Genomic DNA, 20,154 nt, shown 5'->3' with positions numbered 1-20,154 from the left:
ATAAGCACCACCCCCAAAAAAAAAAATCTCATCCCAACGAAAACAATTGCATATCGAAATCGATCGACTCCTTTAACGCTTTGGGAATGTCGAGCTTTGGACAAAAAAGTGATTTTCGCATTTGAATGACCTTTCACTTTTGTTCATTTTTTTTTTTACAACATCTATTTTTTTAGGAAAACGACCACTTTTCTATGAGTTTACAAAATTTATTGTACATTAGATCAACTATTAATTGGTTAATTACTTGTAAAACTCTAATTAAGATTTTGTAAAAAAAAGAACATCTCTGCAAGTAATTTGCTTGAGTATTGCATTAATTTCAGAGAGTACCTTCGGATAAAAATTAAGACTTAACGCAGGGTTTCAACCATAATATTAAAGGAACTTAATGAATGATTAAGTGCTCTCTTACCTTTGATAAGGTATAGAAATCTCCGAAACCTACAAAAGAAATTTCTTAGTGTGATCAAATGTGTGACCACATCTTTTAAAATTGATTATTTTTTCTCTAGAAAAAACAAAAAACGCTCGGAGACCCAAGCGTTACGCTGTTTAAATATGGTGGATCCTAAGGGGATCGGACCCCTGACCTCATCACTGCCAGCGATAAGGTCAATTTAATATAAGAGCTCGAGACTTTATTAGCGCTTCACCTCATAAACTCATGATAAAGCTTCATAAGTGCCCTTTTCTCAGTCATCAAATATGTCGAGATTCTTATATATCTCGCTCTTTTCAATCTTCAACTGCACTTTATCTACAATATCATCGGCTTCCATGCCGCGGATATCAATCAACATAATCTCATATATCTGTACCAATAGGATCATGCAGTGAACCATCTTTCCTAGTCATCTTCAAAGATCTGAGATGCATAAATATTTCATTCTCGATATAATGTGTCGCGAACGTCAAGATCTTCGTGCCTTTGCTCGTCTGGAAACTTTCTATCGCCTTGTTTAATCCAATTGTACCGATGGAGATGGGATCCCCTAAAACTTCAGATGTAAACAAACGTATTCTCATCACTACCGTGATATAGATCTGCTAGGGTGGTTTTCGTCCCCAATTCGTCCATATAAAATAATGTTAATGTTTACGCACTCCACATGTATTGTCTACCTATTCTTTCATTTTCACACCATCAATATTGAGCACTCCACATGACTTGAGTGCCGACTCTTGGATACTTGCTAAAGAGATTTCATACGGGTCTACTCCATTTGTTTATACCTACTTCTGTTACCGTTCTCACTTCAAAACAGACAACAATGAATCGTGAATGAACGAATTGGATGCAACTAGAGTATCGTCGCTCAAGCTAAAATCCTTTCCGACATGGTTTGTTATGGTTCCGCCCGCTTCTTGCACGATAATCAAGCCAGCAGCGACGTCCCCAGGATAAAGCCCATCATGCCAGAATCCAGTCAATCCTCCTGACGCCATTAAACATAAATCAAGACTAGCAGAGCCAATAATGCGCACATTTCTGGCTACACTCGTTATTCTTGCTATCTGCTCCACTATGATTGAGTTCGCTTTCCATTCCTTGGCCGGGAATCCCGTGCCGAGCAGAGCTTGACCTAAATCTTGCTTCTGACCGACTTAAATCCGAATTACGTTCAGAAATGCACCGCCCTGTTTCCGACAAAAATAAAGCTCATCCAGGTGTTAATTGAAGAAAGTCGTCTAAATATCCCTCAAGTTGGTTCTTCCACTCAGTATTCAATTTTCATGTTTTCCTTCTTGTTAAACACATGCTTTACTCTGAGTTACTCCCCTTGCGTCATATAAATCCATCTTATCCACTAATTACATTGTTAGTTTCTTCTATTACAGATATTTTTTTTGCGATCCACTCCTGCAAAGTTACCCCTTCCTTCGCAGCTAAAATTATTAGTGCAGACTTCTGCTTCTCCGGTAAGAAAAAGGTGATGGGAGACAATCCAGTATCAATGAGAACGCCATCATACTTTGGTATTACTTCGCCCTCAACGATGAAAAGTTTTAACTTGTCTATTAAGTCCGGATGTGTCGCGGGCATGATACCAAGCAAAACTGATTTACGAACTTCTACTACAAGTTTATCTTCAACAGAAATTCTCATATTTGCTGGCCCTGCGTGTATGAAAAACTCTTCTAGAACCGCATAAATAACCGAGTCTAGCGTTTTCGGAATTGGAAATATGAATTTAGCGTATCCAAAGGAAGTTAACGTCTTCTTTTCCTTAAGTTTAATAACTGGCTGCCAACCTTCTTTGATAGCCGCATCATGTGTAATCATACGATCGTCATTTGTTTGAAGGAAGGCTTCTACTTTACGATGATTTATTCGTTTTAACTGCGTAATACGTGCTATATTACCTTCTTTGGAATATGGCTGGTAAAGGAATATACCACTCCTCTTATCAAAAAGTGTCTCCGTTTTTCCTGCATCGGGGTTTTGTTCTAAATAATGATTCAGATCACTCTCTTTTATGAAATAAGTTTTTTTACCACGATACTCTTTTTCATAAAATTCAATTAATTTATCATTGATTAATTTATGGATATAAGTAGTTGATCGTCCAATCCGTTTAGCAGCTTCAGCTGAAGTTAAGTCATTCTTCTTATAGAGCAATTTGACACGATCAATTTCTTCTCTTGTGAAGCGAAATCCTCCATCTCCTCGATGAGTCTGTCTATTAACTGGTTCTAATCTCATCACCTATCCTTACAACGGTTTCAATAGTCACTAAAATAACAACAGCCGTAGTAAGACTCCGACGGCTGTTGTTTTTTATAAGGTTTATCCAATTTGTAAAAATCACATTATTCGCTCCATTTTACGCCACAACTGCTGCCCCTCTGGTACGTCTTCCCATGGCTCGAAATGAGGATGCATCACCTCGTGCCAATTGTTCGGAGAATTGCTTGTTGTCAGCAAACCTTGACGTTTGTTTGTGCTGACCTTAGCAGGTAACTCATGGTGGGAGAATAAGAACCTGCCGAGAGAACCGATCATATACGTTTGATTAAAACTATCCGGGGATTCTTCTTGCTTCTGATAATGATAATAGATATAGCTAGATGCCATTTCCGGTTTCAATCTTGCAATTGAACCTAATCGCTCAGCGATAGGGACGCTTCTGCACCAAGAATCGCTGTCTCTGGGCACCCCATCGTGAAAAACATCAATCATTGGGAGTGCAAGCCTGTAAAATGTCCCTCTAGAACTGCTAACCTGTTGAGGTTCGAGTGGCCACTTTTCTAAGTAACTATCGAAAGACATCGGCCAATCCCAGACTGGCATTCTCGAACCATCTACTACCTCTGCATACGCACAAACATATAGCTCGCATGAGAACACGGAGACATGCGATAGTCCCAACGCTGCCCATTCTTTAAGCAGTGTGTTTGCATTTTCCTTGACGATTTGCTGGAACTCACTCTCCATCCCATAGCGGAGTTGAGAGTAATAGAGGAGTCTTTGTGTCATGCATCGTTATCCCCAATACCAAAATAAAAGGCCTTGGCATTGTAATAGCGCACACTCGCACGCTCCTTATCGTTCCAATTCTCGGGAAGCAGTCGTTCGAATAATTGTACAACATCGTTATAGCTACCAGCCATCAATGCTACTGGCCAGTCACTCCCAAACATAATGCGCTTGGAGCCAAATAGATTCGCAGTCTGACGAATATAAGGTTCAAGAAGTTTGGAATTCATACCACCGGCAGGCGTGATCATACCTGACCATTTACAATACACATTAGGGAAACTTGACAGCTCCTCCATGTATGTTGACCAAGGTTCTAATTCTCCGTCATGAATAGGCGGACCACCTAAATGATTAATAACGGCCTTTAAGTGGGGTACGCATCTCAGGCATTTAATTACGGTAAGCATATTATCTGATCCGATCAGCAGATCGATTGTAAAACCATCTTTCTCCATCAGGCGAAGATGCTCGATCAAACGATCTGGTACTTGTTCGTTGCACTGCTCAAAGTCGGAACGGTCCAATCTAATCCCCACGAATTGCGGTTTGTTACGGAAATGTCTATATTCATCAGCGAATGAATCTGCTAACGGATCCAGCCAACCTACGACTCCGAGGATTCGCTCATCATTACGTGCCAAATCAAGCAAGAATTCCGTCTCAGCTACTGTCGGTGCCGCCTGTACAACGATAAATCCACGTATTATGTCAGCAGTACTTAACAGATGTGAAGGCAAATAATTCTGGTAAAGAACTGGATTACTGGGCTTAAGCCAATGATAATCGCCACGTTCTAGCTTCCAAAAGTGGACATGGCTATCGAAATAGACCACTTCATCTTCAGTAGTTGATTGATGATTAGAAGTCATGGATTGTATTCACCTCATAATTACTCCCTATACTTGGTTTCGGCCTCGAATAATCTTCGCTGACGCACCTTCCACTTCAGTACTCCAAGGCGTCTCATAGGTCGGTTGATTCACGTAGCGTTTCATATGTAGCTTTAATTGAATTCCCGCCCCTGGAGCAAGGGTGACTGGTAACCACTTTCCATTGAGATCTCCCTCGCCAACTTTCTGACCTTTTTGATTATACCTTTCCATATAAGTGAACTGATGTTCACCAAAGCTGCCAGCTTGTACGATCAATGCATGTTCCCTGAACGCAGATAGGTTCACAAGCGTTAAAGTTACAAACTCGTCGCCAAGCGCCTCAATCAAAGCACCTACATCCCCTGAAAGACCGCATCGTTTCCGGTTTGCATCGAAATAGCGCACTCTAGCATGTTGTAAGCCACCGTGGGAAATATGCATGGGAGCGCCTAACATCATTTGCAATAATCCTTCGAAGTAGACAGGTGAATATTCCTGCCACTGATGAATACTGTACGGATGATCCCAATCCCAACTGGTTGGATCCCCCTCAGGAGAGCGAAGCTTCTCCAATTGGATAGCAATTAGCTCCAAATTTTGCTTCAATATACGCTCTGGATAATCAGGGAATTGCCCACGCATATATAAGTACCATGGTACTGTATTTGCAATATAATGCTTGGTCTCCTTACGTGTTATCGCATTTCTTCCAGAAATAGTAGGCATATCGATAGATCGGAAATGGTCTTCATAGGGAATTCGGTCAACACGTGCCGCATCTTCTTCAGCCATCGATACCGTCCATAAATAAATCGGGTAAGTTGGAACTTGGATGCGGTAGTCCGTCCAGCCTGAATCAAAATGCTTATTAGGAACGTGCCATTTCCCATTGATTTCTTTACCTAGATCCCAATTAAGATCCAATTGCGAACGAGCCAAATCTAACTTACTCCGATCACCGGTCAGAAGCACAGCGTTCATGCCAGCGTTGGTTAAAGGTTCAATGATGGACATGAATCCATGCGGCCAACGATAGCCATAGTATCCCCCCCACCATTTTCCATCGTTATACTCACCAATCGTATCGCTTAATCCGACGTTATCCGGTATTAAACCTCCATTACGCTGTGTACGCACTTCCCAAGCAGCCAAATAATCCAATACCCACTGCCGATAAGTTTCATCTCCCGTGTACATGTAAGCATTAGTGATCAAGCCGGTTGCGTTCAAATTCAGCGGGACATCTCCTTTAGCTTTCCGTTCATTCATTCTACTTATGATTTCACCGTAAATGGCATCGTCTGACCACTTACACTTGCCGCTTGAGAAGTCCACTCCAGGAATATCCTCGAACGGTGCCAAATAATCATCCAGCACACCTCGATGAGTTACCCAGTCCTCTTCCGTCATCTGGAATCGTGGTCCCTTGCTTCCTGTTATTGGCGAGCGCATGAGCTTTCGTTCTGAATCATAGTTAGGAACTTCCGGATTCTTACCTGTGTAAAGCTCAGCAAACTTAACAGCGCGCTGACGATTCTTCAGCAGATGTGGATCGGACAACCCAAGGAAATAGAAATATAATGAACCTTCGCCATGATGCATCCAGTCATAGTAAGCGTCAAATTCATTATGAATTTGACCGTATTCCGTCCATTGCCAGGTAATGGAATCAAACATGAGGCGAGATAGACGCAAAATCTCTTCATTGCCCCCGAGTACATAAAGCAGGGATAAATTCATAAATGCTTCATACGGATCGTCTGACCCATCCATCCCCGGCCAATCGTCTCGCCAAACGATTGTCCCATCCTCCCTCGTATAGCGACGAACATATTCAACCGCTGCCTCATTCAGCGTATCGATTAACTTCCGCTCCATGAGCGCCCAAGTCGGCGCTGTCCATGAATCTTGCGTATAGATGGTCTCACTTGTGGGGGTGGGGCTGCTTGTTCGTGTCATTGGATGCTACCTCCTACCAGAATGTATCATGTATGCCACGCAGTTTGCAGACCGCTTCGGCGAAGAAATAGTCTCCATAGATCATTGGTACATTAACATACGTTTCCTTCGGCCTATTGGCCGTCCCCATCCTTAGAATAGCTTCCTCGCTTGAATCATCCCAAGCCGTATATTTATCATTTAATTTAAAAATTAGCTTCTCAGCTGCACGGCGATATAACTCTGACTCACCCTTAGGTACCAACAAGCTTAACTCCAGCATTCCGCTGGCTGCACAGGCTGAAGCGCTAGAGTCCATAGCCATTCCTTCTTCCCATGGAGCACGGAAATCCCAAGGTGGTAAACCGTCATCAGGAACATTCGCAAGAAAAAAATGTGCTGCACGTTTGGCTGCATCGAGATATCTTTCATCTCCGGTATAGCGTGCGCTAAGCGCCATGCCGTATAACGCCCATGCGGTTCCGCGTGACCATGCCGAGTCCGGCGAGTAGCCTTGCCCACCCAGCGCTTCTTGCCTCTCTCCGGTCTCCGGATCAAAACACACAATATGGTGTGACGACCCATCCGGACGAAGAAATTCACGCAAAGTAGTATCTGCATGAAGGGCAGCCACATGCCTAAACCGAGGATCGCCTGACTCCTGACTTGCCCAATAAAGCAGCGGAAGATTCATCATGCAGTCAATAATCGCCCAGCCAACCCGATGCGGTTGGTTCCAAGCACGAATAAATTGACCTTTTGCATTGTAGCGCCCCATGAGATGGCTCGCTGCCGTCATAGCCCGCCGCTTCGAGCTTTCGCACCCAAGCAGCTTGTACTGTGCCACGGAAGACAGGCTCCACATAAACCCTACGTCATGATGCAGCAGATAAAAGTCGGTAAGCACCGTATCCATCTTCGCTTCGATCTGAGTAGCTGTTTCTTTGAGCTGTTCATCCTTGAACTCTCGATAAACCATCCAGATCAGACCAGGCCAGAACCCATTGGTCCACCAATCTGCTTCTTCTCTATTATATTTTCCATTGTCTGAGATATATGGAAAATCAGGACCGATTGATTGGTTCATTCGTTTCACTTTTTCTATAATTTTATGCCAAATTTCATCTACCCACTGTGTACTCGATGCATCCGCTCCAACATTTGCTTCTACCTTAGACATTCTTCAACATCCCCTTTACCATATTAGTGGCTGACCTGGAAATAAAGAAAGCAGCCGATCTTTTTCATCTTGAGGCAAGCCAACACCATCGCAATAGCTGGCATTAAGAGCTAGTGAACGTAACGAAGTCGTTCCAGTTAATGTCACAGTAATGAGGGCTAGAAAAACTGAACCGCATCGCAGGCTCAATCAATCCTTTGGGTTCCGTTTTCCGAAGGAAGGCTAACTCCTTAATTCTACTCTCTGCTTCTTTAACTAGAAGCGAATCTTTCTTTATAAATGGGGCTGGAGCCTCTGCAAGAAGCCCCATGCCGAGTACGCTTCCGTTAATAACGGATACACCATGTTCACGGGCAGTAGGCAGAAGCTCATCCATAGCAGAATAATCGATGAGCATATAACGACTGAACGTCTGTACTGAGTCGATATGTCCTGACCGAATAAAGGGCAGCAGCAGAGCAGGATTAAAGGCATTGACCCCAATGGCTCGGACCTTCCCTTGCTCCTTCAGTTTAAGAAAGGCGGGGATGGTTTCGTTCATTCCTATTTCCATGTTCGTCTCAACAAGTTCGTGCATTTGAATGAGATCCAAATAATCCGTACCCAGGCGCTTAAGACTATCCTCCACAGAACGAATCGTATTATCATACGTATACGGTACACCGCGCATAACAGCTTTGCTCGCAAGGACTACTTTCTCCCTTTGGCCCTGCAGCGCCTTCCCGATTCGCCGTTCGCTTTCTCCATTTCCATATAACGGTGCTGTATCAATAAAGTTGATACCGAGTTCTAAGGCACAATCTATCACCTCTATTACTTGCTCATATGTGACTGGACCAAAATCCCCGCCAAGCGGAGCGCCCCCAAGACCTAGTTTCGAAACCCGAATTCCCGTTTTGCCAAACGTGGTATACTCCACTACATTCACATCCTCATTGTTTCGTTTTTAGTAACGGATACTATGATTGTAGTTCATTAGGACTCTTATTAGTTTTGCATTATAACACCGAAATGTTGTTATTTTGCACAAATCGGAAGTAAGATTGGGCTTTCCTATTTCAAGGCATGGTCAATAGCGAAGCTTTGCCCTGACCATGCCTTTTTAGCTGTCCAATCGGCCTCTCCCAACCAAAATGCATGATCTGGCGTCAGACCAAGAGGGAGGAAGACGGACGCACACAGATAAAGACTGCCCGTGGAAATATACGACTCTCCGACCTCAGGCTGATCTCCGCAAAAGCCAATCCGCAGCCAACCGTTATTATCAAATGTGCCTGGGGCTTCGATCATCCGGCGGATTACAGCTGTTAAAGCACAGCGCACCTGCGAAGGCGAGACCTGATCGGTGAGATTATCTTGCAGAGCCATTTGTGCGAGCAGTTGGAAAGCACCGAAGCGATAGGCCAGTGAGCGACCGATGGCAGGAAAAGTTCCTTCTGGTGAAATCAGCCGTTCTTGTATCGCTGCGTGACGGGCTGCTCTATGTAAAGCCTGCTCTTGGCAGTGTTCCCAGGCAGCTTCTAGCGTTCCAACTGTACGTAAAATATCCACCAGCATCGGTTGGATCACAAAGCTGTTGTAATAATCCCAATGAAATTCTGGACCGTCTCCATACATCCCATCGCCTAAGTACCATTCACTATGCTTTTTTAAGGCATAATCGATCCGCATCCGATCCCAATTCGTATCTAATAAATACAGAGCCGTTTCTATCATCGCCGCGAATAGCAGCCAATTGTTGTAGGCAGGCTTACGGCTCCGAGTTGCTTCCAGACATGTAATGACATTCCGCTTCACCCGATCATCGAGCTTCCCTAGCAGCTCCTGAGGGGCACGAACAAGTGCATGGGAGAGAAAAGCAGCATCGACAATCGGTTGTCCTCCCTCAGAGAAATTCATGTAGTCAGGGGATTCAGGGTCTGTTGCTGAAGCGATAGCTTCCCGTGCTAGAACTGCAAAATGCCTACGCTGTATCTCCTCATCTCCACTTAATCCTTGCTGCTCTAACCAAGGAGCCATTCCGCAAAGCAGACGTCCCAGTGCTTCTAGATAAGTATAGGACTCGCGATCATCGTGAACAGCCTGCACAGGCATTAAACGTCGAAGTTGTCTATCTTTGAGAGCCTCCAATACAGGCTCACCTATTCGTAGCATCCAATCCAACCAAAGCTCACGATCTATGACTCCTTGATCCATCCGATTCAATCCTCTACAGTTTATTTTCACGTTACAAAAAAGCCGTATTATATCTAGAACATTGGATTACGATCTGGCTCTCCGATGCCATAAGCTATAAGTTGGAAACGTGTTACATTAAACTACATTCACATCCTCACTGTTTCGTTTTTAGTAACGGATACTATGATTGTAGTCCATTAGGACTCTATTTAGTTTTGCTTTATGACACCGAAATGTTGTTATTTTGCACAAATCGGAGGTTACAAAAAAACATAATATATCTAGATCATTGGATTACGATCTGGCTCTCCAATGTCATAAGCTGTAAGTTAGAATCGAAGTCTCTTCTTCATAAAATTGGCTTACTCGGTTTCAAGTGATGGCGGTAGGCTGAAGGTGCTGCATTATAATGAACTTTAAAAAGCTTACTGAAATGATAAACGTCCGTGAACCCAAGCGTATCGGCAATCTCTGATACGGATAATGGGGTTTCTGTTAGCAACGTCACAGCTCGTTCCAGCCGCAATCGGGTTATGCTTTCTTTTAAAGAAAAGCCGGTATTCAATTTGAAAATATGGCTGATATAACGAGAGTTCAAGGCAAACGCCTCTGCTAGTTCGTTATAGTCAATTCGTTGGTCGATTCGGTCTCTCATATAGTTCGTTACACTCTGAATAATTTTCTGTTGACGAAGCCTGGCTTCACTCCATTCCTCCTGAGAAGCATGTGCTTTATATAGGAGAAGAAGAACATGCTTCATTAAAGAATGGAACTCCTCCTCGATCCAAATATCCTTCCTGTCAAGAATGTCCAATAGTTGATTCAAGTGCTGCTCGAATGCAAAGGAATCCTGAACACGAGTAAATCTCGAAGGCAGATCTTCGGAATGAAAAGCTTGCTGGGTAAGAGAATGGGTTACACTAAAATGATGGTAGATAACGTTTAGCCGATCTTCTGGATTTTGTGTCGCATGTATACGATCCATCGGACGGGTTAGGAAACACGTACCTTTGTTTATAGAAAAGCACTCGTCGTTAACGTTCATTGAGCCCGTGCCAGAAATGACGTACCAAAGATCCCAATCCTGTGGAAGTAGACGAGGATTCCAAGACCAACCCGGCTCACACTTAACTTTTCCCGAGTTATAACTACACTTGATCAACGCGTGTTGGAGAAAATCGGTCGGCGGTTGAATATCCATTTTTCACGCTCCATTTCATATTTATCCTCTGCATCACAATTGATTTCAGGCAAACTCACTATGTATTTATATACAAATCCTATATAACTAGAGATATTTGGTTTCGAAATACTAAATGGTATATTTGAAATGTAAAAAGTTCATATAAGGAGTCGATATAAGCTATGAAATGGCAGACAGACGAAGAGATTTCTAAGTTCATGTACAAGTATGATCAGATATACACGCCTATTCAAAATGTTCATCAATTTTCGAATGAACAGGTAGTTGAGTACAAAGATACAGGTTTTTTTGCAATTGATCCTCTATTTAGCTCTAAGGAAGTTACGGAAGCTGCTGATGGACTTTTGAACCTATTGTTGAAAGATATGAAAGGGGCTAAATTACAATTTGCTAATCCGCAAGATCAACTGCATACGGACTTGGATAGAGAGCTAGCCATTCGAAAGATATATGATTTCATAGATGAAGAAGCCTTGCATGCAATTGCTTATCACCCCGCTTTATTAGGGGTCTTGGAGAAAGCGCTAGGTGAAAAGCCAGTGCTTGTTCAGCACATGGCATTAATGAAACCGCCGCATGGAGGTGGTGAAAAGCCATGGCATCAGGATATGGCCTATGGTCCTCTAGCTTTTAACAAGTCAGTAATAGGAGTATGGATTGCTTTAGATGAGGCAACGATAGACAACGGATGTATGCATATCATTCCAGGCTCTCAAAAGGAAGGATTCATTCCACATTATGCCGAGAGGGATTGGCAGATCTGTGACAGCAGTGTGCAGGTAGATAAAGATGTCGCGGTGCCCTTGTCTCCTGGAGGTACGTTGTTTTTCCATGGACTGATCCATCATGGCACGCCTTCCAATCAGTCCGAGAAGGGACGCCGTGCACTGCAATTTCATTATGCTCCGGAATCAGCTTTGAAGATGTCCCCACAGGAATACAAACGTGCCTTCACCAATGAAATGACAGATGCGCAATGCTAAATTAATATAATTAAATGTTTCTGCTACAAGGGAGTCCTACAGAAGTATATGATCATAATTACGCTTCAATAGGACTCTCTTTCGATCGTTTTATCGTGGCTTTCGTTACTTGCGGGCCAACCTGCCATCGGAAAATCAACGAGAAACGTGTGGTAATCCTTATACAGTAAGAATGACACTTTCTCTACTTTATTATATTAAATTAATAGGTTTCAAAGTTAGTCTGTGTTGCATAGAATTGTTGTTTTCTTAGCATGATTCATTAGGGCATGTTACACTATTCTGAGTTGATCATCAGGAGGCCTACATATGATGAAATTCTTTGAAGATGTAGATTTACATGAAATTCCCTATCGCTTTAGCTATCGCAAGATAACGACTGATATTTATAAGGGATTTTACCATTGCCATCAAGGGATGGAGTTTTTATACGTGCATCAAGGCACCGGACAAATTGTTATAGATCGTAAAGTATATGCAATTCAATCTGGCAGCTTCCTTTACCTGCAGCCTTATCAATTACATCACATTCAAGTTGAAGTTCATCCAGATACCCCATTTGAACGAACAATCATCTCCTTTGAGCCCTCTATATTTGAAACCTATTTCACTTCATTCCCTCACTTGAATGCTTATTTTCAGTATTTGTGGAAAAATGAGCTAGAGGAACAAGTGCTCGATCAGATTGATAGTAATAGTTTTATCAGCAATTTATTTCAGCATCATTATTTTGGGCTTTCTAAGTACCAGTTCGATGTTAAACAGCAAAATTTCGCTTTACTCCTGCTGCAGATTTTTCAATTTCTCTTTGTAACAGATTTTGGGAATGCAAGTGAAAATGGATTACATCCACAACGACAACTTCGATATTCTGAAAAAATCATGAATTGGCTTGAAGAACATTATTCAGAAGAAATTTCACTTGATACGTTAGCGAATCTTCTGCATGTATCCAAATCTTATGTTTCCCGTATCTTTAAACAAGAAACAGGCGCTAAGTTGATGGATTATATTCTCGCTAGACGAATCAGACAAGCTTGTTTGTTTTTAATAACTAGCAACAAAGGGATTGAGCAGATTAGCATTGAGGTGGGGATGAATAATTTCCCTTATTTTTGTCAATCTTTTAAAAAACTGGTTGGTATGTCTCCGATGAAATATAGAAAAGTGCTACAACAGCAGGATTGATTAAGAGGCAAGGAAAATCAGCGTCAAGGTCACTATAACTCTTATTGAAACCATTAAATCTCACGTGCAACCTTCCTAGCATTTAAGAAACGATACTCTTGGGAGAGGAATAAAGTCGCCATTTCCCGTCAACTTGTTATTGAACTTATTGAACAGAATCGGGTATTGTGGGATCACTGCATTCGTTTCCTTCGTCAGCATATAAACACAAAGCCACTCCCAAAAATGGAGTGGCTTCAGTGTTAGCTCGACTATGGATGAGGATGGGGTTTGAGTTGGTGACTCATTTGCTTTCGTTAACAGTCGGCTTTCTACCTAATCTGCAATTTTAGTTTCTATTATGTTATTTACATCTTTGGTCATTTCGTTCGAAAATACACTCACGCTTTCAAGCTCAGTCTGATAATCTCAGAGCCATCCAGATGGACGTTTAGTTTCCACGTATGCGGGGAGCATTCACAGCGAACCGGCAGCGTTTCTCCCGATTTTGTCTTTGCATATAGAATGCTATTTGATTCATTATGTCTGATAAAAACAGTAAGTTCTGTGTCTCCACTACCTTGAACTGTCAACTTTGCTCCCTGTTCGTCCTCACGCAGGTCAATGACATCCGTTTCATTGTCGGCTGTCATGATCCCCACATTGTTCGATAAGGTGATAATATGCATCTCGTCCCGATTGACAGACACTTCAATCTCCTGGTCTCCCCACAGCAAGGCTGTTCTAACGGGAGCAGAGCTTTCATCCCACCAATTGATATTAAGCGTGTAAATCACGCGCAAGCCGTCTTCCCTATCATAAACCGTAAACCCGATGTCCGGGCTGCCGGCTATCCAGCCTCTTTCACGTTCCCTTTCTATCACGGACGCCCCAAAGCCATGCAACAGCTGTTCATACCATCCTCGAACCCGCTGATCTGCAGGATACGCCTTCGCATTCACATACAGAATTTTCCCTTTTCCCAACTGATGCTCCAAAATCAACGGCTCTCCGTTGGCGCATGTCGCCAGTACAGCGGCAGTCAATGTCTCTAATCTACCGATTTCGAGGGTTTCGCCTGTATCCAGCTTCGTGCTTTGATACCCTGTAATCTTCGCGCCGATCAATTGTTGAATGTCTGGGGAATCAACCAGAGCTGGCGCTTCTCCAAAAGCATCCGAACGAGTTTTGGATGCGAACAAATGAGGCAGCCCGATGAGTAACGTACCGCCATCCTTCACGTACCTGATCCATTTTTGGATTTGTGCTGCATCCGCTGTATTCCAACCAAGGAAGGCCATGTACGCGTAGCTTCCAAGTATCTGATCATCCGCTTCAACGGGAACGATGTCTGCGATGCCATACGGAGTTCCGGTATAGTAGCCGACCGGTTCAGAGGGGCAAGGATGTTTATAAATGGGTGAAAGAACAGACCGTGGATAAAAGACATTTAATAAATCCCAGCTTTCTTCCGGAGCGGAAAACGCCCATTCATCCCCCTGCTGGGCCCATACATTTCTTCGACCAAAACACGTCCACCCGTCATTCTGTCCATGCAAAAACGCCATCGTCCCGTGCAACTTGCCCCTCCGGGTATGCGTGCGAATAAACCTGAAGAATTTCCGCTGTTCATCCGTATGTCGGCGACAAGCCACGCTGAATCTCTCCAGATCGGCAAAACGCTCTTCTAGTCTCCATAGACCTTCTTCAGTATTGATCTGATTGACTCCGTGCATGTAACATAAATATAAAGCAAGCCGATACCGCTGATAACGTTGTTCACTATCGTGTGGCGTCGTTGACCATTGTACCGCCAGATGCGCTCCGAAACTGTCGCGACCGTATGCACGAGATGCCCCTCGAAGTGCTGAAATAATTACTTCATGCGGACCGTACATCAATTCCGCTCCTTGCCAAGAAATCCCGGCCTGGTACAAATACTTGAACAAAACGGAAGGTCCTGTGTGCCTCGACGCGTAGTGCGGAACGAGCCCAACGTTCTTGACGAACTGTTGAGCGGCCTGTTCCATGTCCTTCGCCGCCCGCGGATCCAAATTATAGTAAATGCCGTGCGATGTACGCACAGGCGTTTGAAATACGACATTCCCTTCCAAGCGCGACATTCTATTAATCAAGTCGCAATACAGCTCCCGTTCGGCGCCAGAACGCGCACCCCAGTAACTAGAAAATCCATCTCGTTCATGCGCTTGACTTCCCAGAAAGTTAGGACCCTCTAGCGTCTTTCTGTCCGGATTAACACCGCATCCAGACAACTCTCTGTTTTCGACAATCAACGCGTAATGCAACCCCAGTTTTTGGACAAGTTCCTTCGTCTTCTTCCAATCAAGTTCTCTGAGAGACCTCGTACCCGACCACCGGTAGACGGGACGGAACGTGGTCATGTTACCTATCTGTTGGTTCATATACCAAGCAAGGAAATACGCCATTTCGCGGGCATCCGTTTCGATGTAAACGGGGTCAGATGTACCGGTTAGCACATGATCGTCGTCTCGTTCAACAACACGTTCCACTATATCACTCCAGGTACCGTATTCGGTACACAGCTTGATCGTCGCTCTTCCACCGGAACGTAACGCGAAAAAGCGGATCTCGTTAAGTCCTTGACATTCCGTTATAAACTCGCTTTGTCCTGGCTGGATATGCGATCCACCGCTTACCGAAACTTGAACCTTGATACCCGGCTGCCCAGCTTGAATCCATACGCCAAAGGCTTCACCGGTGGTAACGATGTCCGGGCATGACACAATACCGAAATCACCTGTCCGACTGACGAATTCGACAGATCTCAGCTTGTAGGGAAGCGGTTCCCGATAGTCGGATACAAGTGTGATCGTCATGTCATGATCCCCCGAATGAAGGACGCCATGAGGAATATCGAACTCGGACACCGGCCAGCGGTAATCCCGTTGAAAGCATTCTCCCTCAAATACAGTCTGTCCATCGATATTCACGCGGAACGACGCCCATTCTTTTTTGGACAGGTTCCGTCCCACCCAGGAAAAAGAAGTGGAAAACGGCACGGAAAGCGCAAACGGGGGCAGCAAATTGAGGGATCCCTCCGCTTGCAGACATGGATCTTCCAACCAAACGTTTCCAGAATAATGGCTTCCGGTAACGTGTATCAGCAAGCAGGCGAGCTTACCTTCTACCGGGATAACGATGCTTTTTTGCTCCCATCCGCATGTGCCTTTACCCATGTCGATCCGATAAATCGCATCCGGTGTTTCGGAAATTTCCCGTGGCGACTTCCCTTCCTTTAGATAAAACACTTCCGCCACCATCTCGAGTGATCCACCCGGTAATAGCTCCACTTGTTCTTTTTTGCACCAAACCGACATCCCTAACGATTTAACTCCGGCATTCCTCAGTTCTGGGAATTCACCTTCGACCTCGTTCCAGACTACTTTGGTGTATGCTTCCCGTGGATAATCCTCACCTGTGCTTCTCAAGTCCAGACTGAACCGGCTATGGTGGGTGACAGGTTCGCACAAACTATCGTCGATTAAACGGTAAAGCGGAGGAAAATGCTGTTCCGTCATCCAAATAGGCGGCAGGTCAACTTCCCCGGTGAGCCTCAATCTGTAGCTCCGGCCATCGCTCGAGAGCCATCCGATATCGTCTCCCGAAAAGCGCAAAGAAACGCTTTCGTTAGCCCTCAAGTATCGATAGCCCTCATGCGTGATTCCATCCCCAGAGAAACACCTCTCCGGTAATTGATACAACCGCTCAAAGCCATAATCACTATAGCCTACTGGTTCAAGAGATTTTTCATTCTTTTCTGTAGATGGATTCATTGCTTATCTCTCCAATCACTATCTAACTGTTTATAGAAAGCATCTAGTTCAATAGATTCACCATTATTTAGACGGGATTTTTCCGCTGCAAACGCCATCAGATGACTGCGCACCGAAGCGGCTGCGGATGTAAGGCTCTCACTGCCATTGTAGCCTCGTACTTCCTTCAGAAAGCTACGGACAATGCTGCTATCTCCGCCCCCATGCCCCGAGGTCTGTTTCGGGATTTGAATCTCGATGTTTTCGTGAGTAAGAAAATCCATAACCGTAATTTTGTCTTCCTCGCCGCGAATCTCACCCTTTGTACCCATAATCTGAATGCGCCGTTCCTGATTTCGAGTGAATCCACACATACTGAATGTTGCCGTGGCGCCACCCGAGAATTCCATGTTGACGACTTGATGGTCCACTACATTGTTCTCGCTCTTGTAAACACAGCGACCGTAATTTGTTTCTTGCAAGCCCTTCACGATGTTTTCCCGGGTAAGCTCTTCGGTAAAATGCCGCGCCCAAGCTTTCCCTTCTCCTAAGTAGAAGCGTGGCGCTGAGTATGGACAGCTTGCTTCTATCGAACAACCGATACAAGTATCCGAAGATCCCTCCGGCGCATTACCGGAATGGAAATGCTTTAGAGATCCGTAGGAGCTGACGCGCTGACAAGATTGATCCATCAGCCAAGATAACACATCCATATCGTGACATGATTTAGCTAGAATCATAGGGCTTGACTTGTCAGAGTTGTTCCAATTTCCCCGGACAAAGCTATGCGCCATATGCCAGTAACCGACGTTTTCGTTAAGCTGAATGGAAACAACCTCGCCGATACGGCCTTCTGTAAGAAGCCGCTTAATTGCCGACCAGAACGGGGTGTACCTAAGCACGTGACAGATCGTAAGCAGCCGTCCATTCTCTTTGGAGGCCAATTCCATTTTGATACATTCTTCAGGATCCGGCGACATCGGCTTCTCAAGCAGGACATGATATTTTTTCTTTAACGCTTTTAACGTTGGCTCATAATGCATCCGGTCCTGTGTAGAGATGATTGCAATATCGGCCAGCTGAGGCTCTTCGAGAATCTGTTCCCAGGACGTATATTGACGCTCCGCCGAAATGTCGTGCTGCTCTGCGAATTTGGCCAACCGTTCCGGATTCGATTCGGCCACGGAAACAAGTTTCAATTCATGCGGATAATCAAGCGCATACTGCGCATACGCAGCGCCTCTAGCCCCTGCACCAATCATAATTGCTCTAAGCTGCTTCATTTGACATTCTCCTATTTAATTCTTTCAAATTCCCAGGACCAAGTGTCCGTTTCGTACACCAGTATAATGTAATGGGATCTAGACATTAAACAATGGCATCCCCTGCCTTTACTCCTTGATCGCCCCGATCATGACGCCGTTGACGAAATACTTTTGCAAAAACGGATATAGACAGAGGATTGGTAACGTCGAGACGATAATCGCCGCATATTTGATGGTTTCACCAATGGCAAATTTGTCGTCACTTGCTGATCCCGTCATCATTGAATCAGTATTGTTGGCGATCAAAATTTCGCGAAGCACGAGCTGGAGCGGATACGATTCGCGGTCCCGTAAATAGACTAGTGCGCTGAAGTAGGAATTCCAATGTCCTACTGCATACCACAAAATCATGACGGCGATCACCGGCATCGACAGCGGGATAATGATGCGGAATAATATCGTCCAGTCGTTTGCACCGTCCATCCTTGCAGATTCCTCTAAACTGACGGGGATACCTTGGAACGAGGTGCGCATGATGATCATATTGAAAGTATTGATCGCTCCTGGAATGAGAAGCGCCCACATTGTATTCATCATCCCGAGCTCGTTCACGAGTAGATAACTCGGAATTAAGCCACCTTGGAACACCATCGTAATAACGATAAAAAACATGATCATATTTTTGAAATATAAATTCTGTCGGGACAACACATAGGCGCCTATCGACGTCATTAATAGATTGATTGCCGTGCCAAACAACACATAAATGAGCGTATTCTGGTACCCTTTGATGATCATCGGGTTCTCGAATACAGCTTTGTATGCACCAAGATCAAAACCGACCGGCCTGATCATCAGCCCGCGATGCTGCATGAGTGACGTCGCATCGCTGAACGAGGCGAGCAACACGTATAATAACGGGTATAACGTAACTACACATAGACCGAGCATCAACAGTGTATTGAAGTAGCCAAATGTTCGTTCCCCAATGGTTGGTTTCATATGCCAAACTCCTTTCTGATCCCTTCAAGATGACAAATAGCTACCATAGCTTGTTCTCGCTGATCCGCTTGACGAAGCTGTTGGCAGCCACGATCAGAATAAAGCTGATTACTGAGTTAAACAGCCCGACAGCGGCCGTAAAGCTGTAGCTGGCCTCTAATACCCCTTTGCGGTATACGTAAGTCGATATGACATCCGCTGTATCATACGTGAGCGGATTATATAGGAGAAGTACCTTCTCACTACCAACCGACAGCATGTTGCCCATTTGTAAAATAAACAAGATAACGATCGTCGGCATAATGCCGGGAATTGTAATATTCAGCACTTGCTTCCATCGATTTGCGCCGTCCATCCGACTAGCCTCGTACAGTGTCGGATCAATGGTGGCGATCGCCGCCATATAAATGATCGAACTCCAGCCGATTCCTTGCCATATACCTGACGAGACGAACAGGAAGCGGAACCAGTCCGATTCTTTTAGGAAGTCGATCGGTTCGATGCCGAAGATGCCGATTATTTGGTTAATGAGACCGGTACGGCTTAAAAAATCCATCATCATTCCGGCCACAATGACGATCGACACGAAATGCGGTAAATAGGATATGGACTGCACAACCCGTTTGAACAGGCTATTGCGGATCTCATTAAGCAGCAGCGCCAGAATAATCGCTGCTGGGAAAGCGAACAGTAATTCGTAAAGACTGATCAATATAGTGTTTTTTACCAATCTCCAAAAGTATATACCGTTAAAAAAGCTTTCAAAATGCTTGAGACCAATCCATGCGCTCTCCCAAATCCCTTTCGCCGGAGAAAACTCTTTAAAGGCAATTTGTAAACCGTACATCGGTCCGTAATGGAAGATGAGGTAGTAGGCGATAACGGGCATAGCCATCAAATAAATGGCCCAATGACGTTTCAAATCAGATCGAATGGTTTGCCATACGGTCGGATTTCTATAGATTTTGGTTGGAGTTCTGCTTGCCAGAACGTTTCCTGTGTTTTGCGTCATAGTCTCTCCTTACCTTTCGTTACGATATAAGAAATCTGGGAGATGAACTATTTCATCTCCCAGTCCCAACTCTCA

The 20,154-nt window shown here is 44.4% G+C and carries 14 protein-coding genes and 2 pseudogenes; 2 read left to right on the top strand and 14 right to left on the bottom strand.

Annotation, left to right across the window (positions count from 1 at the left end):
* Positions 1-698: 698 nt before the first annotated feature.
* The 10 genes and pseudogenes from AC0YN6_RS20330 to AC0YN6_RS20285 form a co-directional block, all read right to left on the bottom strand.
* Positions 699-1,011, bottom strand: a pseudogene (locus AC0YN6_RS20330) (sigma factor); the annotation flags it as partial.
* 243 nt (positions 1,012-1,254) lie between these two features.
* A pseudogene (locus AC0YN6_RS20325) lies at positions 1,255-1,584 on the bottom strand (inositol monophosphatase family protein); the annotation flags it as partial.
* 220 nt (positions 1,585-1,804) lie between these two features.
* On the bottom strand, positions 1,805-2,707 hold the full coding sequence (locus AC0YN6_RS20320; protein ID WP_475749054.1) for a helix-turn-helix domain-containing protein: 903 nt from the start codon (positions 2,705-2,707) through the stop codon (positions 1,805-1,807).
* A 102-nt stretch (positions 2,708-2,809) separates the two neighbouring features.
* Positions 2,810-3,481 (bottom strand): hypothetical protein, encoded by a 672-nt coding sequence (locus AC0YN6_RS20315; protein WP_475749053.1) that lies wholly within the window; start codon positions 3,479-3,481, stop codon positions 2,810-2,812.
* Positions 3,478-4,353 (bottom strand): amidohydrolase family protein, encoded by an 876-nt coding sequence (locus AC0YN6_RS20310; RefSeq protein WP_475749052.1) that lies wholly within the window; start codon positions 4,351-4,353, stop codon positions 3,478-3,480. Before AC0YN6_RS20310 ends, AC0YN6_RS20315 begins: the two co-directional genes overlap by 4 nt.
* Positions 4,354-4,380: 27 nt before the next feature.
* Positions 4,381-6,315 carry a DUF8034 domain-containing protein gene (locus AC0YN6_RS20305; protein WP_475749050.1) on the bottom strand — a complete coding sequence of 645 codons (1,935 nt, stop codon included), beginning with the start codon at positions 6,313-6,315 and terminating at the stop codon, positions 4,381-4,383.
* A 13-nt stretch (positions 6,316-6,328) separates the two neighbouring features.
* Complete coding sequence (locus tag AC0YN6_RS20300) at positions 6,329-7,474, bottom strand: glycoside hydrolase family 88 protein (RefSeq protein WP_475749049.1); 1,146 nt, start codon at positions 7,472-7,474, stop codon at positions 6,329-6,331.
* 103 nt (positions 7,475-7,577) lie between these two features.
* Positions 7,578-8,393: an aldo/keto reductase gene (locus AC0YN6_RS20295; RefSeq protein WP_475749048.1), complete on the bottom strand. Its 816-nt coding sequence runs from the start codon at positions 8,391-8,393 to the stop codon at positions 7,578-7,580.
* 134 nt (positions 8,394-8,527) lie between these two features.
* Entirely contained in the window at positions 8,528-9,670 is a 1,143-nt protein-coding gene (locus tag AC0YN6_RS20290; RefSeq protein WP_475749046.1) for a DUF2264 domain-containing protein, read from the bottom strand.
* A gap of 331 nt (positions 9,671-10,001) precedes the next feature.
* Entirely contained in the window at positions 10,002-10,853 is an 852-nt protein-coding gene (locus AC0YN6_RS20285) for an AraC family transcriptional regulator (RefSeq protein WP_475749045.1), read from the bottom strand.
* Between the two features lie 164 nt (positions 10,854-11,017).
* On the opposite strand from AC0YN6_RS20285, the gene AC0YN6_RS20280 reads away from it, so the two are divergent.
* The gene (locus AC0YN6_RS20280; protein WP_475749044.1) at positions 11,018-11,839 is read left to right on the top strand and encodes a phytanoyl-CoA dioxygenase family protein; all 822 of its coding nucleotides are present in this window, start codon (positions 11,018-11,020) and stop codon (positions 11,837-11,839) included.
* A 309-nt stretch (positions 11,840-12,148) separates the two neighbouring features.
* Positions 12,149-13,027, top strand: coding sequence for a helix-turn-helix domain-containing protein (locus AC0YN6_RS20275; RefSeq protein ID WP_475749043.1), 879 nt, complete (start codon positions 12,149-12,151; stop codon positions 13,025-13,027).
* Positions 13,028-13,407: 380 nt separating this feature from the next.
* Here AC0YN6_RS20275 and AC0YN6_RS20270 read toward each other — a convergent pair whose 3' ends face one another.
* The 4 genes from AC0YN6_RS20270 to AC0YN6_RS20255 form a co-directional block, all read right to left on the bottom strand.
* Complete coding sequence (locus tag AC0YN6_RS20270) at positions 13,408-16,821, bottom strand: type 1 glutamine amidotransferase family protein (RefSeq protein WP_475749042.1); 3,414 nt, start codon at positions 16,819-16,821, stop codon at positions 13,408-13,410.
* On the bottom strand, positions 16,818-18,083 hold the full coding sequence (locus AC0YN6_RS20265; protein ID WP_475749041.1) for a Gfo/Idh/MocA family protein: 1,266 nt from the start codon (positions 18,081-18,083) through the stop codon (positions 16,818-16,820). The genes AC0YN6_RS20270 and AC0YN6_RS20265 overlap by 4 nt, the downstream gene beginning before the upstream one ends.
* A 108-nt stretch (positions 18,084-18,191) precedes the next feature.
* A complete protein-coding gene (locus tag AC0YN6_RS20260) occupies positions 18,192-19,067 on the bottom strand; it encodes a carbohydrate ABC transporter permease (protein ID WP_475749040.1) in 876 nt (291 codons plus the stop codon).
* A gap of 40 nt (positions 19,068-19,107) precedes the next feature.
* A complete protein-coding gene (locus AC0YN6_RS20255; RefSeq protein WP_475749038.1) occupies positions 19,108-20,079 on the bottom strand; it encodes an ABC transporter permease in 972 nt (323 codons plus the stop codon).
* Positions 20,080-20,154: the final 75 nt, after the last annotated feature.

The organism is Paenibacillus sp. J22P15 (assembly GCF_056269345.1).
This window is presented reverse-complemented; position numbering and strand designations above follow the sequence as displayed.

Coding starts and splice junctions, on each gene's coding strand:
- AC0YN6_RS20320 (WP_475749054.1), bottom strand. CDS start 2,707: ATGAGATTAGAACCAGTTAATAGACAGACTCATCGAGGAGATGGAGGA.
- AC0YN6_RS20315 (WP_475749053.1), bottom strand. CDS start 3,481: ATGACACAAAGACTCCTCTATTACTCTCAACTCCGCTATGGGATGGAG.
- AC0YN6_RS20310 (WP_475749052.1), bottom strand. CDS start 4,353: ATGACTTCTAATCATCAATCAACTACTGAAGATGAAGTGGTCTATTTC.
- AC0YN6_RS20305 (WP_475749050.1), bottom strand. CDS start 6,315: ATGACACGAACAAGCAGCCCCACCCCCACAAGTGAGACCATCTATACG.
- AC0YN6_RS20300 (WP_475749049.1), bottom strand. CDS start 7,474: ATGTCTAAGGTAGAAGCAAATGTTGGAGCGGATGCATCGAGTACACAG.
- AC0YN6_RS20290 (WP_475749046.1), bottom strand. CDS start 9,670: ATGGATCAAGGAGTCATAGATCGTGAGCTTTGGTTGGATTGGATGCTA.
- AC0YN6_RS20285 (WP_475749045.1), bottom strand. CDS start 10,853: ATGGATATTCAACCGCCGACCGATTTTCTCCAACACGCGTTGATCAAG.
- AC0YN6_RS20280 (WP_475749044.1), top strand. CDS start 11,018: ATGAAATGGCAGACAGACGAAGAGATTTCTAAGTTCATGTACAAGTAT.
- AC0YN6_RS20275 (WP_475749043.1), top strand. CDS start 12,149: ATGATGAAATTCTTTGAAGATGTAGATTTACATGAAATTCCCTATCGC.
- AC0YN6_RS20270 (WP_475749042.1), bottom strand. CDS start 16,821: ATGAATCCATCTACAGAAAAGAATGAAAAATCTCTTGAACCAGTAGGC.
- AC0YN6_RS20265 (WP_475749041.1), bottom strand. CDS start 18,083: ATGAAGCAGCTTAGAGCAATTATGATTGGTGCAGGGGCTAGAGGCGCT.
- AC0YN6_RS20260 (WP_475749040.1), bottom strand. CDS start 19,067: ATGAAACCAACCATTGGGGAACGAACATTTGGCTACTTCAATACACTG.
- AC0YN6_RS20255 (WP_475749038.1), bottom strand. CDS start 20,079: ATGACGCAAAACACAGGAAACGTTCTGGCAAGCAGAACTCCAACCAAA.